The organism is Pseudophaeobacter sp. 1A09344, from assembly GCF_041008745.1.
Lineage (GTDB): Bacteria > Pseudomonadota > Alphaproteobacteria > Rhodobacterales > Rhodobacteraceae > Phycobacter > Phycobacter gallaeciensis_A.
The window spans coordinates 1-15,612 of record NZ_JAXGFS010000026.1 but is presented as its reverse complement, the minus strand read 5'-3'; the positions used below and the strand labels follow the sequence as shown (position 1 = coordinate 15,612).

At 57.8% G+C, this 15,612-nt stretch carries 12 protein-coding genes; 2 read left to right on the top strand and 10 right to left on the bottom strand.

All coding sequences use genetic code 11. The annotated features are described in order from the left end of the window. Window positions 1-265: 265 nt before the first annotated feature. The 5 genes from SM765_RS22775 to SM765_RS22755 all read right to left on the bottom strand — a co-directional run bounded on the left by SM765_RS22775 (window position 266) and on the right by SM765_RS22755 (window position 4,991). On the bottom strand, window positions 266-1,906 hold the full coding sequence (locus SM765_RS22775) for an acyl-CoA synthetase (protein WP_274838862.1): 1,641 nt from the start codon (window positions 1,904-1,906) through the stop codon (window positions 266-268). A gap of 3 nt (window positions 1,907-1,909) precedes the next feature. Beyond that, window positions 1,910-2,710, bottom strand: a complete 801-nt coding sequence (locus tag SM765_RS22770; RefSeq protein ID WP_274838861.1) for an enoyl-CoA hydratase — start codon at window positions 2,708-2,710, stop codon at window positions 1,910-1,912. A gap of 10 nt (window positions 2,711-2,720) precedes the next feature. Then, window positions 2,721-3,170 (bottom strand): OsmC family protein, encoded by a 450-nt coding sequence (locus SM765_RS22765; RefSeq protein ID WP_274838860.1) that lies wholly within the window; start codon window positions 3,168-3,170, stop codon window positions 2,721-2,723. Window positions 3,171-3,195: 25 nt separating this feature from the next. After that, complete coding sequence (locus tag SM765_RS22760; RefSeq protein WP_274838859.1) at window positions 3,196-4,338, bottom strand: glycine cleavage T C-terminal barrel domain-containing protein; 1,143 nt, start codon at window positions 4,336-4,338, stop codon at window positions 3,196-3,198. Between the two features lie 161 nt (window positions 4,339-4,499). Next, window positions 4,500-4,991: an Lrp/AsnC family transcriptional regulator gene (locus SM765_RS22755; RefSeq protein ID WP_274838858.1), complete on the bottom strand. Its 492-nt coding sequence runs from the start codon at window positions 4,989-4,991 to the stop codon at window positions 4,500-4,502. Between the two features lie 233 nt (window positions 4,992-5,224). Between SM765_RS22755 and SM765_RS22750 the strand changes: the two genes are divergently transcribed. After that, window positions 5,225-5,509, top strand: coding sequence for a transposase (locus SM765_RS22750; RefSeq protein WP_368981922.1), 285 nt, complete (start codon window positions 5,225-5,227; stop codon window positions 5,507-5,509). 666 nt (window positions 5,510-6,175) lie between these two features. Here the strand turns inward: SM765_RS22750 and SM765_RS22745 are convergent. Continuing rightward, entirely contained in the window at window positions 6,176-6,439 is a 264-nt protein-coding gene (locus tag SM765_RS22745) for a hypothetical protein (RefSeq protein WP_274839046.1), read from the bottom strand. A 479-nt stretch (window positions 6,440-6,918) separates the two neighbouring features. Between SM765_RS22745 and SM765_RS22740 the strand changes: the two genes are divergently transcribed. After that, complete coding sequence (locus SM765_RS22740; protein ID WP_065271064.1) at window positions 6,919-7,743, top strand: flagellin N-terminal helical domain-containing protein; 825 nt, start codon at window positions 6,919-6,921, stop codon at window positions 7,741-7,743. Between the two features lie 449 nt (window positions 7,744-8,192). Here the strand turns inward: SM765_RS22740 and SM765_RS22735 are convergent, their stop codons facing one another. From SM765_RS22735 to SM765_RS22720, 4 genes are all read right to left on the bottom strand, one after another. Continuing rightward, window positions 8,193-9,716 carry an amidohydrolase family protein gene (locus tag SM765_RS22735; RefSeq protein WP_274838856.1) on the bottom strand — a complete coding sequence of 508 codons (1,524 nt, stop codon included), beginning with the start codon at window positions 9,714-9,716 and terminating at the stop codon, window positions 8,193-8,195. Between the two features lie 376 nt (window positions 9,717-10,092). Then, on the bottom strand, window positions 10,093-11,019 hold the full coding sequence (locus tag SM765_RS22730) for an ABC transporter transmembrane domain-containing protein (protein ID WP_274838855.1): 927 nt from the start codon (window positions 11,017-11,019) through the stop codon (window positions 10,093-10,095). Between the two features lie 401 nt (window positions 11,020-11,420). Beyond that, a complete protein-coding gene (locus SM765_RS22725; protein ID WP_274838854.1) occupies window positions 11,421-13,088 on the bottom strand; it encodes an alpha/beta hydrolase in 1,668 nt (555 codons plus the stop codon). A 309-nt stretch (window positions 13,089-13,397) separates the two neighbouring features. After that, entirely contained in the window at window positions 13,398-15,245 is a 1,848-nt protein-coding gene (locus SM765_RS22720; RefSeq protein WP_274839045.1) for an amidohydrolase, read from the bottom strand. Between the last annotated feature and the right edge of the window lie 367 nt (window positions 15,246-15,612).

The window sequence follows — 15,612 nt, the reverse complement described above, 5'->3', positions numbered from 1 at the left end:
TATCACCAACGGTCAATAGAGGACCAAACACTGAACAGAGCGAACTAACAACCGCGGACTCAAAGGGGAGCAGGTCACACCTAGTCCCCGCCATCGGATGACGCTAGCAGCCCATACCAGACTTTCGTCCAGAGTACCTGACAGTGTCAGCCCCGGAGTAGGAGGGCCATACGCCGTCAAAAAGATCGGCAGCCGTATTTAGCATAGAGCCTAGATCATGTTGGCATCAGCCTTTAGCGAACATTTGAACTGACCAAACCCATTCTCAAATACCACTGCTCAAAGTACGCGCTTGCTCGCGCAGGACGAACTTCTGGATTTTGCCTGTTGAAGTTCTGGGAATGGAGGAAAGTAAAAATGCACCCGGAACCTTGTAAGGGGCGAGCCTGTCGCGGCACCATTGCCGCAACTCGTCCGTTTCAACCGCGCAGCCGGATGCCAGCTCGATATAGGCGCAGGGGGTCTCGCCCCATTTCTCGTGCGGCATTGCCACGACCGCGACCACTGCGACGGCCGGGTGGTTGTAAAGCACCTCTTCCACCTCGATCGAGGAAATATTCTCGCCGCCGGAAATGATGACATCCTTGGACCGGTCCTTGAGCTGGAGATAGCCATCGGGATGGACGACGCCCAGGTCCCCGGAATGGAACCAGCCACCGGCAAAAGCCTTCTGCGTGGCTTCTGGATTGCGGAAGTACCCTTTCATCACGACGTTGCCACGGAACATAACCTCCCCCATGGTTTCCCCGTCGCGCGGGACCGGCTGCATGGTTTCGGGGTCCAGCACATCGAGCCCCTCAAGCGGCAGATAGCGCACGCCCTGACGCGCCTTGAGCCGGGCTTGCTGTGCGACCGGCAGCGCGGACCAGCTGTCGTGCCAATCGTTCACCACGGCAGGACCGTATGTTTCAGTCAGACCGTAAAGATGGGTCACCTCAAAGCCAGCCGTTTTCATATCCGCCAGCAGTTTTTCGGGCGGCGGCGCGGCTGCGGTAAAGAACTGCACACCGTGGTCCAGCACGCGCTGCTCCTCGGCGGGTGCCGAAATCATCAGGGACATCACGATAGGCGCGCCGCACAGATGTGTCACCTGCTCGTCCGCCAGTGCGTCCCAGATCGGTTTGGCGCGGACTTGGCGCAAGCAGACATGCGTGCCGATGATCGCCGAAAGCGTCCAAGGAAAGCACCAGCCGTTGCAGTGAAACATCGGCAGCGTCCAGAGATAGACTGCGTGTTTGCGCATAGAGGTGGTGAGCGCGTTGCCTTGCGCCAGGAGATAGGCACCGCGGTGATGCGAGACGACGCCCTTTGGATCGCCGGTTGTGCCGGAGGTGTAGTTGATCGAGATCGCGTCCCATTCATCCACGGGCATCAGCCACGCAAAACCCGGATCGCCGGCCGCAAGAAAAGCTTCGAATTCCAGACCTGAAAACGCGGATCTTGGACCGGAGTATTCGGGATCGTCTACCTGGATCACCAGTGGCGTGACGTTGGCCAGTGACAGCGCCTGCTGCATCAGCGGCATGAGTTCTGCGTCGACGATCACGACCTTTGAATGTGCATGATCAAGTTGAAACGCGATGATTGCCGCATCCAGCCGGGTGTTGATCGAATGCAGAACGCCGCCGCACATCGGCACGCCATAGTGGCATTCCAGCATGGCAGGCGTGTTGGGCAGCAGCACGGAAACCGTATCGCCGCGCCCTATACCACGTTGCGCCAGCGACGAGGCAAGCCTGCGGGAGCGTGCATAGAACTCCGCATAACTCCGGCGCAGCGCACCATGGACGATCGCCGTGTGGTCAGGAAACACGTTGGCCGCGCGCTCCAGAAAGCTGAGCGGTGTCAATGGCTGGTGATTGGCCGGATTGCGGTCCAGGTCGGTGTTATAGGGGTTTTCGGTCATGGCTCAGGCATCCTGCCATTGGGGAGTGCGTTTTTCGATAAAAGCGCCGATGCCTTCCTGCGCATCGCTGGCCAGCATATTGTTGACCATGACCCGAGAGGCATACTCATAGGCCTCCACCAGCGGCAACTCTCGCTGGGCATAAAAGGCTCGCTTGCCCGTTGCCAGTGTCATGCTGGATTTCGAAGCGATCTTCAGCGCCATCTCCTGCGTTGCAGCCCGCAGCGCATTTGCGCCAACGGCCCGGTTGATCAATCCGATCTCAACCGCGCGCTCAGCAGAGGTCATGTCGCCGGTCAGCAGCATTTCCATCGCATTCTTGGCGGCGACGTTGCGTGACAGGGCCACCATAGGGGTCGAGCAGAACAGCCCGATATGCACGCCGGGTGTGCTGAACTGGGCGCTATCCGCCGCGATGGCCAGATCACAGCTTGCCACAAGTTGACAGCCTGCGGCTGTGGCAACGCCAGTGACCTCCGCGATCACCGGCTTGGGGCAGTTGACGATGCCCTGCATCACCTCCGAACACATCGACATGATCTTGGTAAAATAGGCTTTGCCGCCGTCAGGCTGTGCGCGCCCCGTGGTCATTTCCTTCAGGTCGTGGCCCGCACAAAAAGCAGGGCCGTTGGCCGCAAGAATGATCACGCGGACGGCAGGGTTTTTCCCTGCCTCTGCAAAAGCGGTGCCGAGTGCAGTCAGCATCGCTTCGGAGAGGGCATTACGCCGCCGCGCATCGTTCAGCGTCAGGCGCAGAATTCCAGCCTCGCTGGGGTCTTTCAGGAGGATACCATCCTTGTTCATGGGCAGTCCTTCAACGAATGTTGATTTCGACGCTGTCCGCCAGCGTATTGGCTATGAAGCAATAGCGGTGGGCCCGATCCTGCATTTCAGCCAGTTGCGCCTCCTCCACGGAGAACCCCGTGTCAAAGCGCACGACCGGATTGAGATCGATCCGTGTGACCGACATCTGCCCCTTGGCGTTCTTGCCCAAATGCGCCTCGGCATAGTCGTGATAGCTCGCCACGGGCCAGCCTGCCTTGGCGCAGAGGGCCAGAAAGGTCATCATGTGGCAACTGGACAGGGCCGAGGCCAGCGCCTGTTCGGGGTTGGTGCTGGATGGATTGCCGCCCCAGTCCGGGGCGGCATCCACCTGGACGTCATAGCTGCTGTTGTATTGCACGGTATGTTCGCTGGAGAACTTACCGATGTGCAAAGCTGGTTCGGCACGCTGCCAATGCAGCGCGATGGCGAGATCAGACATGTTTCAGGCCTTTCGTACCGTGCGCTCAGGCCGCGGCGATTTTCTTTTTCGGATCGTAGAAAGGCCGCTCCACCACGGTCGCGCCGGTCGGTCCGGAATGCGTCACCACCTCGACATGGGCGCCAAGCGTGGCCTGTTCCGCCGCGACCATGGCCAGGGCGATATTCCGGTCAAGGCGCGGCGAGTAGACCGCCGAGGTCACCTTGCCGATGGTCTCACCTTCCTTGGTGATGGCCCAGAAGGTGGTGTTTGGCCCCTTCAGCGGCTCGCCATCCAGAACCAGACCGACCTGCTGCCGCTTGGGACCTTCCTCCTTGATACGGCGCAGCGCAGCCTTGCCAATGAAATCGGCTTCCATATCCAGGTTCACAAGCCGGTCAAAGCCCAACTCGAAGGGGTTGGTGTTGATATCGGCATCGGCGTGATAGGACAGCATGCCCCCCTCGATCCGGCGGATCGACGAGGTATGCCCCGGCTTCAGGCCATGCTGCATGCCTGCCGCCATGATCCGCTCCCACAGGGCGTCGCCCTGGCTTCCATCCCGCAGGTACAGCTCATAGCCCAACTCGCTGGACCAGCCGGTCCGCGACACCACCAGCGGAATACCGTCCAGATCGTATTCACGCAGCCAGTAATACTTGAGATCCATGATCTCCTCGCCGAAGAGCTCCTGCATGACGAGGCCCGATTTCGGCCCCTGCAGCTGCAGGGGCGAAACATCGGGTTCACAGATCTGCACGTCCATGCCGGAGTGAACCGCCACCCCCTGCGCCCAGAGCAGGATGTCGCTGTCGGCGAGCGAAATCCAGAAGTGGTTTTCGGCCAGGCGTAGCAGGATGGGATCGTTCAGGATGCCGCCTTCGGCATTGGTGATGAGAATGTATTTGCACTGGCCGACGGCCATCTTGGACAGGTCCCGTGGGGTGAGCGTCTGGACGAATTTCGCGGCGTCCGGACCGGTGATTTCGACCTGCCGCTCCACGGCCACATCGCAGAGAATCGCATCGTTCACGAGGTTCCAGAAGTTCTGCTCCGGATTTCCAAAGTCGCGCGGAATATACATATGATTATAAACAGAAAAGCCCTGCGCACCCCAGCGCACGGTCGCATCAAAATAAGGAGATTTACGGATCTGCGTGCCGAAACCAAAGTCATCTGCTTGTGTCATATTTTCGCCCTCTTAGCAGGTGGTCTGACGGACCAGTGGGTGGTTGAAACCTGCCGATGATTTAGGTCGAAAACTCTGCCGGTGCGGGTCTGAAAATTCTCCTATTTCAGACCAAACAGTCCGATTTTGAAACCTGTTTCAGTCCGTTCGGTCTGCAGCCCCTATTGGCGGCTTTGCGCGAGCAGATTGGAAAGGTTAGGCCGACCGGTCTTCACCTGCCGAGTTGCGAAATAGGTCATGTAGCGATCGATCGCGAGATCTGCCGCAAGCATCTCGTCCATCAGGGTCTGAAAGATGGCAAGGCTGGGCGTGGCCGTCTTCAGCACGTAGTCCATACCGCCGCCGGTAGCGATGCACTCGGTGACTTCGTCGCGCAACTTCACGAAGGTTTCGAACCGATCAAAGTCTGCTTTGCGGTGATGGGTCAGCGAGACTGTCACGATGACCTGAGTGAAATCGATGATGCGCTCCAGGGCAAGTTCGGCATGATAACCGCGAATGTAGCCCGCGGCCTTGAGCCGGTCGGCCCGCGCCCAGCAGGGCGTCGGCGACAGGTTCACCAATTCTGCCAGCCGTGTCTTGCTCAATTGCCCATGCTGCTGAACGGCACTCAGGATCCGGATATCCGTTGCATCAAGCCCTTGTTTTTTCATGCGCTCAAACCGTCCATTGGGTTGACATCATCCGCCCACATCAATCCGAAGTGACGAAGTGACGATATTTTGGAATAGATTTCTAAACCAAGTATCGGTTTTTCCGACATCTATGGAAAACCCGCGTCAAAACTTTCACTACGAATCCAACAGTGCCTCAGAGCGGTGGGCAATGACCGTGGACTTGCCCTGGAAAAGCGGAGAGCACCAACTGAGGAACCAAGAGGTGTTCTATGGGAAACGGAAACAGACCGACGCCGGAGTTTCGGCGCGAAGCAGTTACACTGGAACTGACCAGCGGACGCACACGACGTGAAATCGCAGAGGATCTCGGCATTGGCCTCTCAACGCTGACGCGATGGGTGAGGCAGGATCGGGATGCCGAGGAGCCTGCAGAAGACCCGGCCGATCTCCGGGGTCGAGCTGAAGCGGCTGCGCAAGGAGAACGCGGTGCTGAAGCAGGACCGCGACATCCTAAAAAAGCCGCAGCCTTCTTCGCGAAAGACGCAAGTAGATGAGCTTTGCCTTCATCGAGGCGGAGAAGGCTAGCTCCCCCATCAGCCGCATGTGCCAGACTCTGGGTGTCAGCCAGAGCGGCTTCTTTGGGTGGCGGAAACGCCCAGGACTTCCGGGCCGAGAAGCCGGATCGGAAATGGGGCGCGATCCAGAAACCCGAAAGGTCGCATGAAGCCTGGACCAGAAACGGGGTGAGATCCAAACCCTCCGTTTCCTAAACATAACGGCGGACCACTTCATTGGGGGCGGATCATCTGCAAGACTTATGGAAGACGATGCACCTACTTACAAAACTGAGGTTAGCAAGTAAGACCTTAGGCGGTCCTCAGGCAGTAACCTGCGGTTTAAGACTGATGTGCGCGAATATGTGACATCCAGCCCAAAGACGACCTTCCAGCAGGGCGCAGCGCAGGCTCTGCTGCAGGCGCGAGAGGCTTCCCAAGAGCGGACCTTCGGGTCCGCTCAGTTGACCAGGCCGATGCTGCAATCAGTGCAGAAGTCAGCGAAGCGCAGATAGCGACCTTTGCAAAGTCGGCGGATCTGGCGACATGGCGAGCGATCCATGCCGCAGGCGCGCAAGGAAGAGCTGACCTTCGCCGCAGGCGCAGCCGCCGACCACCTTCGAACGGCGGGAATGCGGGAAAAGCGGTGATTTGAACTCAAGGCCCTTACTCCAGTTCTTTGGCTAGATACTGGATTTCCTCGCTTGAGCAAACAGAACCGCTGGCGAGGCGAATGACTGCTTCCGAAACAAGTTTAGGATCAACGTTTAGGGCTCTTTCGGAATTGGCTATTACGGAGAAGTCCTTTGGGTCACAGGAAAAAATACTCCTTCGCCCAAAGTCATCAATAAATTCTGTGAAGCCCGCAAGGTTCAGAACTGTCGCAGATTTTTCAAGGTCGCCACTGCACATATTGTCAAAGACCTTCATCGGCCCGCTTCCGCGTGGGTTTTCTATGCAGAAGTGCATGTCAAAGATGCAGCGGGCGATCGCAAGAATTCTGCCTGCGTGTGTGTTTTCCGGGGCTGGCAACCAAGGCGGATATTCCATGTTTCAAACTATGACGACGCAATTTCTGGGAGGCAAGCACCGCTCCGGGCTCGACACCGGACCTGCGGCGCTGCGGCAAGGGGCGCGTAGCAATATCGCACCTGGTCCCCGCCATCAAATGCCAGCCAGCCCTTATGTATGTGCAAGGTCACAAAGCCCTTGAGGGATTTCACATAAGCTTGGCCTCCCATTTAGCACTTCCTTAGCAAACCTCACGGTAATGTTCCCTCGCGCCTTGGGAAACGGGGGGGCGCGGAAGCCGGATGGCTTAACGCATCGTCAGAAAGACGTCAGAGACGCCCTTCGGGGCATCAAACACGCGAGACGAAACGTCTCATATTGCTAAAGGAATGAAAGCTATGACCAGCATTCTGACGAACAACGGCGCAATGGTCGCTCTGCAGACTCTGAACTCCATCAACATGAACCTGGAGAGCACCCAGAACGCGATTTCCACCGGTAAGGATGTCGCAACGGCCAAGGACAACTCGGCCATCTGGGCGATCTCGAAAGTCATGGAGTCGGATGTTGCCGGCTTCAACGCCGTGGGCGACTCGCTGGCTCTGGGGGAATCCACGGTGGCGGTTGCAACGGCCGGGGCCGAACAGATCACCGACCTTCTGAAGGAAATGAAGGAAAAAGTGGTCAATGCAACTGGGGAGAACGTGGACAACGGGAAACTCGAAGCTGAAGTCACCGAGCTGAAAAACCAGATCACCTCGATCATCACAGGGTCGCAGTTTAATGGTGCGAACCTGCTGAACACCGCTGGCGGCGATCTGACCGTTCTGTCCTCGCTGGACCGCGATTCCACGGGTACAGTCACCGCGTCGAACATCACCGTAAGCTCGGTCGATTTTGAAGCCAGCCTGGACCTGACAACCGTAGTGGTCGACACTGCCGCAAACGCTGAAGCTTCCATCGACGACATTGAGGCTCTGATTCAGACTGCGGTTGACGGCGCCGCCGCCCTGGGGGCTTCGGCAGCCCGCATCGAGAAGCAGTCCGAATTCGTCTCAAAGGTGTCCGACGCGATGAAGAGCGGCATCGGTGCGCTGGTGGATACTGATATGGAAGAAGCATCCGCCCGATTGAAGGCGTTGCAAACCCAGCAACAGCTGGGTGTACAGGCGCTCTCGATTGCCAACTCGGCGCCACAGACCCTACAGCAGCTGTTCCGTTAAACGGCCTGATCCGGGGCGCGCCAAGCGCGTCCCGGTCTTTACCCCAACCCCTCCCCGATGACTTGGGCTGTTCATAGCAGCCCTTATCAGAGTTTAGGCGCTGGAATAGTTTCTGCCAGTCTCGTGGGGCGGCCCTCCAGCCCCAATCACGACATTCATGCGAGGCGCAGCGAAGGCACTGTTGCGTGCGCGAAAGGCTTCCTGAAAGCGGGTCTTCAAGTCTGCTCAGTTGACCCAGGGGATGCTGCGCCCGGCATCAAGGTCAGCGAAGCGCAGGAAGCGGATTTGCAAAGTATGTAATGAGTGCCATGCAGTAGGCATAGCGACCGAAAGCTACCGTTCAGCCAGAGGTCTACGCATCGGCTGACTCGACCGACGTGGTCGCTTGAATTGACCACTTTAGACCGTCGTTTCAGATACCGGGCACGACCTATTCAGTGATCCATCGCTCACTGCCCGGCGCGAATTGCCTCCCCGGGATGAACATCCGCGTTCAATTCTCCATCACGGATCACCGGATGTCCGTTGACGATAACATGTACGAAGCCTTTGGAGGCGAGGCTGTTCGTCCCAGCATCGTACCCTGCCATTCCATTCACTTCGTCTGGATCGAAGATAGTGATATCAGCGAATGTTCCCGCTTGAAGCCGACCACGTTTTGCCATTGACGGGGCGAAAGGCTCAAGGAATTCAGCTTGCAAATAGGCTGTTTTGGCGATGATCTGCGGCATGGTCAGGGTGCCATCGTCGATCGCGATCCTGAGGTATTTGCCAAACGTGCCTGCGCTGCGTGGGTGACCAAGGCCAGCTCCGAATGGTGCGTCAAAAGGCAATGAATGCCCGTCATCATCAACCAGAGGCATACCATCGCTGCCGATGATGATGTCCGGGTGCAAGATGGCGGCCATCATGTCGGGTTCTTTTATGTGCTCCATCACGAAGAAGCCATCGGGACGTTCGGCGCGATATTTGTTGAAAGTCTCCTCGGTCAGCGTTTCCCCGGTTTCGACCCAAATCAAATCCGAATAGTCCATGCCGGTCCGTTCCTGCCACCCCGGAGAGAGTATCTCTGCGGCGATGAAGCTTGAACCTTTCACATAGGGAAAGGCTTCTCCCAGGATCTTCGCGCCATTCGCGTTGCCCCGGTCAACCATGGCAAGCGCGGCTTTTGTATCGGATAGGGCGTTTGTCGGAATGTGGTGCAATACCAGTGGCACGTCATATGCCATCGACAAGGCAATGAATTCTTGCTGCCCTAACACTCCACTAGGGGCAATGTTGCTAAGGTAGCGGGGATGAGTGGTTAGGAAACTGTGGTTGTCAGACGCAACGCGCGCCATCCGAGCGATGCCTTCACTGCGGGCGGATGGATAGTATCCGACCATGACGCCAATCCCGAGTCCACCATTATGAATTCCGTCTGTAACCAAATCATCGATCTGATCCAGTTGTTCATCCGTGGCTTGGTTGACGGACCATTGATTGCCAGTCTTACCCGCCTTTTGCAGAGCGTGGGTCATCATTGGGCTGCCGTGGGACTCTACGCCATCCATCAACAATAGACGGGCAGAAGCATGGCCAACCGACGCTCCATAATTCGCCAGCGAGATTCCGGCCTTGGCTTCATAGTAGTCCGAAAGCGGCAGAGCGCCCGCTTCAAGGTCCATTTGTGTCGTGCGACCGTCGAAGATGGAAACCTTCTCGCTGTAGGGGTCCTGGCCATGGGCATGAAAATCGATGAAACCCGGAGCGGCGATCAACCCGCTGGCGTCAATCACGTCAGCACCGCTGATCGCTTCTGGTGTGACGATGGCGATCTCTTCGCCAGAAATGCCGATATTGCGAACTTGGTCCAGCATCGTTTCGGGATCGACGACGCGCGCGCCGGTGATGACCAGATCGTAACGTTCCTCTGCTGAAACAATATTGGACATCAATCCGATGGCGACGGTCATGGTGATCGTACGTATCATATCAAATCTCCAAGCTTGTAGAAAAATGGGCGGACTACCGACAGGCGAAGTCCAGCAAATCTGTATGTGAACGAGCAGCAGCCATCGTGTAGAATCCACACATCGGACCGCACCCCAAAAGGGCGATGTGAGTATTGTTCGCTTCAACATTAGACTGGGTACTGAGGCGGGACTTTGACCGAGATCAAAACGCTTGATCAGCAACAGGACCGATGTGGGATCCGGTCAGCTCGGCGCGCCATGTTCACTGCCACGCATGATCTCGGTTCGTTCCACCTTTCTTGACCCTTTTGCCTCAACAAGGATGCTAAACACCAGCTGCGTAAGGGCGCTGGCTGAATGGTTGCTTTGGGCTGTTCCCCGCAGCCCACAATGCTCATGTGCTTGCTGCAGCCTGTCCTAAAGGCAGCGTACGAAGCAGTTCGAACTTCACGCGATTAGCGCTGACCTGGCGATAAAAGGCGATCAGAAATGCCGTCGGCGCTTGCAGTCGACTCAATCCTAGGGTCGCGGCCACGACCGTGCCGACATCCGTTCGACCCTCAAGAACAAGCGCTCCGCCCAGCATGAAGACAAAGACCGTGCCTGCACCGTTGATGGCGCTCAGAATGAACTTCGTCGACAGCTTCCAGTGAAACATGGTGCGTCTGGTTTCATAGATTCGGTCGAAGTCTTCCTTCACCGAAGTCACGGCGGCGCGCAGCTCAGTCTCTGTCAGCTGGTCAGCCGCGCGCCGCAGGATCTTCACCCGCTTGGCTAGCAACATGTTCACCTTGCTCTGAGAGAAGACCACGATCCCGATCTGCGGAACCAGCATCGAAAGCGCTACGACACCCAGCACGGGTTGCGTTGATGCGATGAAGCCGATCACGCTGATCAAGGTCCCCAACTGCATCACCGGTTCCGAGATGGCGGACCCGGTGAACTTGCCAAGCTCTTCGGCTTCGGCCGAAATCGCGGTCGACAGTGCGCCGGTGCGAACACGACCGTTTATTCCTTGTTCACTGACGGCCCCATCCAGCAGTCTGCTGCGAAGTAGACGAATGACGTCCTCCCCAAGGATCTGAGATCGGTATCCCATAAGCCACTTCAGGCCAAGGCTGAGCAGGACCACGCCCATCATGCCGCCCCCGAGAATGAAGAGCTCCGACGTGTCAAAAGAGCCTTCGGTCAGAAGGTTCACGATGTCCTGCTGAAACTTGAGCGGCGCGGCCGCGAGTGCGGCTATAGACAGAGAAAGCAGGATCAGTACAATCTGGCGCGGACCGCTTACGCGCCAGATCGCGGAATAAAGCTGAAGCATCTTGCCCCCCTTTGAGTGGTCGGCCAGAGACACAGTCGCGCCAAGGTCGGCATAGCACAACTCTGAATCGTTTGCGTCCCTTCACCAACCGGCCTGTTTGTCCCCCTAGGCGCAATGTGGATTGTAGGGTGCGTTACGGGTGAGAACGGCCCACACTTGGAACAGCTGCCAAGCAAAGAGTTGCCAATTTGACGATAGGGACGGATTGGCAATGTCCATTTTCCGCACTTCGCTTACGCGTGAGCGAAGTGCTGGATCACGGAAAACGGATATCCGAACCCGGCATGGAAACAAACGAAGCGCCAAGCTCTCTCCCTTGGCGGAATAGTCCGGTGGCACCAAACGGCTTGCCTGAACTGGCCACGCCAACGAAGTGCTTGTCCCAAGCAGCCCGGCCCATTTCAGTTCGAACAGCCTCTCTGAAATCCGTTGTCACAATGCGCTTTCAGACGTTGGGTATCGTCGCTTGTCCAGCCCTTGGGTTCGGTAACCTGCACCCACGGGCCGATATAGTCCTGTGCATAGTAGGCATGGCCGTGCCCGGGCGGCGAGCCGAAGGACAGCGCCAGATCCAAAGCCAACTGAAACTGGGTCACTATAGGCATAAAGAAAAAGTGCTTGGACATATCATCCGCGGGCGGGTCACGCATCCATTGAGGTCGACGCCAAAGAGACGCCGGATCGTAGAAGACGACCGGATCACTGGAATACTGCAGAAAGACAATGCGCATAGGGCCCCAGGCGGAAGGTGACCCGGACGCATCGCTGGTGCGTGAAGCGTAGCGCACCAGCGAACCATCTCCGATCTGCGGTAAAACCCAGGAACTGCCCGGATTGCGATGTTTCTGGACGTAGTTCCAAAAATTCGAGGGAAACGGCGGACCTGCCCAGAAAGCCCCATCAATCGGGTCGTCCAGAAGCCGAAAAAGATTGGTTGCATGCATTGAGGACCAGGCACCGAGGCTGAGGCCATGCATGTAGAGCCGCGGACGGGCGCCCTCTGGAAGTGTTTTCCAGTACCGGTGAACAACCTCCTGAAGCGCAGTAGCTTGCTCGAGACCGGTACTGGTCTCAAGGATCAGCGCCAGTGGCGACTGCAGATACGAATACTGTACGGCAACCGTGGCGATGTCACCGTTGTGCATGTATTCGACCGGATCATGCGACCCAGGGTCCATCCAACCGGTTCCGGTGGGGCTCGCCACGATCAGAACCTCACGCTTGAAGGCACCTTGGCGGCGCAGTTCAGCCAGTGCCAATTCCGCACGTTCGTAGGGCGTGGCCCCATTGGCACGGCCGACATACACCCTGATCGGATCGCGTGCTGGCCGTCCCGTGAATGCAGTTATGTCTTCTGCATCAGGCCCCGACATTATGAAATCGCGGCCCGGCTCTCCGATTGCCGTCCAGTCGATCAAGGAGGCCGCACTTCCGGTTCTCCGCAGATCAGTCGGCGGTGGCGGGGCGTCATCGAACAGAGCCTGCGCCGTTTCGTAGCTTTCATCAAGGACTGCGATGGTCCGGTCCAGAATGCCATCTCGTGTGACCACGAAGAGGATCAGTACGACTGCGATCAGACTGAATACATTCGCCCTTCGTGGCGGCATCACCCGATAGAAGCGCGCCCGGATCAGCCGAAACAGCGATGCGACGAACCGCCCGAGCACAAAGGCGCAGACGAGTGTCGCGGCCGCAATGATCGAGATCCACGCGAGGTGCAAAGCGTCGGCTGGCTCCATCCCCATTTTCTGGCGGAGATCGTTCTGCCAAGTCAGACTGGAAGCCAAAACCCACAGGAACATCACAACAATCGCTCCGGACACGATCCAGATCAGCACATTCGCCGGACCGCGCGACAAGCGCGGCAGGTCACCGGCATTCCACATGAGTGCAACGATCTGGCCGACCAGATATCCGAGCGCCGTGACCAACCCGCCAAGCACGCCCTGCAACTCGGGGCCACGTGGAATCAGGGACGGCGTCAGAGAGGCCGCGAAGAACAACAGGCCAAGCAGAAGGCAAGGAACTGAAATCGGGCCGAAGATTAGTGAAAGGATTCTCTTAGTCATCCAACTTGGTCCTTGGTGCCAACGCGCGGCTGCGGAACTGAGCTTTCGCAAAACCTAGCCAGTGTCGGTTGCTTGCGAAACTGGGGCAGAGCCCATTCCGTCAACAGGCCCAGCTGCGTGTCTGCTGGCCGAAGCGCCAGTCGCACCAGGCTGTTCGATCCACAGGACATCAGAACCATCGCTTTGACCAGCTAAAGAGCGGCAAACACGCCGACGAGCAGTACATTGGCGAGGTCAATAAAAAACTTGGAAACGAGGGGCAGGACGATGGAGACCAAAGGAGCGGGCCCAAAATGCTTGGTGATGCGTTCAGGACGAGTAGACCCTTCTACCATCCATCCAGGTTTCGAGAACGCTGATGTTTTTGATAGCGTCGGGAGGTACATCGCGCGGGTCCTTTTCGAGGATGACCATGTCGGCAAGCTTGCCCGGTTCAAGACTGCCGACCTCGTGATCGGAAAATAGTTGCCATGCGGCCTCGGAGGTGAGCGCCCGGATCGCAGATTCAACCGATATCGTCTCCTGTGGCGCCAGAATGTAATCCGGCTCTTTCCAAGTGCGCCGGGTGACGGCCATCTCAATCATGTGCAGCGGGTTCGGGTCGGTCACCATGAAATCCGAATGCAGAGTGAAACCAACCCCGGCTTCTTCGACGCTTCGGCATCGGTCTAGCAACTGCGCCTTTTCCTCCCCAAATACCTCGTCACGCATCGCGACGCCCCAGTAGTGAACGTGACCGATCAGAAAGCTCGCCGACACACCGAGCTGCTGCATCCGTTCGATCTGGTCGTCGTGAAGTATCGAGCAATGCTCGATCCGCGGACGGACCCGGGACATGTCTATACCAGCATCAACAAGCGCCTGACAGGTGTCCAGCACATTATCGATCGCCGCATCGCCATTGCCGTGGATCGCAAGGTGCCAGCCCTTCCCGGCCCGCTCAAGCGCCATTGCGGTCAATTCATCAGGTTCCATATAGGAAAGGCCCCGGTCTTCGCTGTTCAGGTATGGTTCGCGCTGCAGTCCGGTGAACCCCTGGTTCGAGCCATCTGCCACCAGTTTGAAGCCCGCGATGCGGGCCATGGCATCCCCGTCCCCCTGATGGATACCCGCCTCGTCCCAGGCTTCGGTTCCCAAGGTATAGAAAGGATAGGCGCGGATTCGCGCCTTGAGGCGCCCGGATTGCGCCGCTGCAGCCATCACCTGCGCGTCCGCCGGCGACTGCGCTAGCGCGCCAAGGCTGAGTTCCGAGACCGTCGTGAGGCCGACCGCGCCCCATTTTTCCAGCAGCCCAATCAGGCCTTCCACAGGATCGGCCTCCATCATGCCCGGGTAGTGCGAGGCAACCTGCAGGAACGCAACGTTGTTCTTCATGAAGCCGTTCAGGTTACCCTCAGCATCGCGGACAAACTCTCCGCCCGAAGGATTTTCGATGTCATTGGGGATCCCGGAGACTTCGAAGGCCTTGGAGTTGGCATAGGCCAAGTGTCCCGAGGCGTTTAAAACGAAAATCGGGTGCTCGGTTGAGATTGGATCCAGCTCGGCAAAGGTCAGCGCATCCGGTCCTTCCTGAACCGCAGGGTCGAAGTTGCGGAAAACCAGCCATTCACCCGCGGGCGTTTCCGCTGCGCGCTTTGCGATGTGGTCCAGCACTTCGGTGGCGGTCGTGAAGCGGGCCATGCCGACATAGTCCATGATGGAGTCCACCACGGAACCGGAAATAACATGGGAGTGAGCATCGATGAAGCCGGGCAAGACAGTCTTACCTTCAAGGTCGACGATCTTGGCATCCGCGCCAGCCACTGCGCGAACCTCACCGTCGGTTCCCACTGCCAGAATACGGTTGCCGCGAAGAGCAATCGCTTCGACCTCGGAGAAATCATCATCGACGGTAAGCACATTGCCGTTGGTGAAGACGGTGACTGACTGCGACTGCGCTCTGGCGCCCCTTCCCATAACGGCTGCCAACCCTACACCGGCGGCACTCGTCTTCATGAAATCCCGGCGCCCCATGCTGGTCCAGTTGATACCCCAGTTGCAGGACCAGCCTGTGCCACTCTCAGCCGCGGCTTTCAGCTTGCTGACGTTTCGGCTTACTTCAAACAACTTTCCAAAGGTGCCACTGCAGCACGGGCAACCAAACTTGTCATGGGTCATGGGCTCATTCCTTTTTGGTTCGTTCAAGTTGTTGGCATTGCAGGAAGGATAAGTCGGTCTTGCATAATATTGCAGCGGTTCAGCTGCGGTCTTGCGACGAGCTCCAAGGCTCCGAGGCTCCGAGGTGCCAGATATCACGACCCGATCTGCTGCAACCTGGTTCCAGCGCTCCGTTTAGACTAGCCAAAAGATGGCGGGATCGCGAAGGCTTTCGCCAACTGTAGGCATTCACGCCAACAATGCACACCTTCGATGACCTGCTCCCCTTTGAGTCCGCGGTTGTTAGTTCGCTCTGTTCAGTGTTTGGTCCTCTATTGACCGTTGGTGATACTCCCACGGAGTGAGCCCGTCGAGGCTCGTGTGGGGG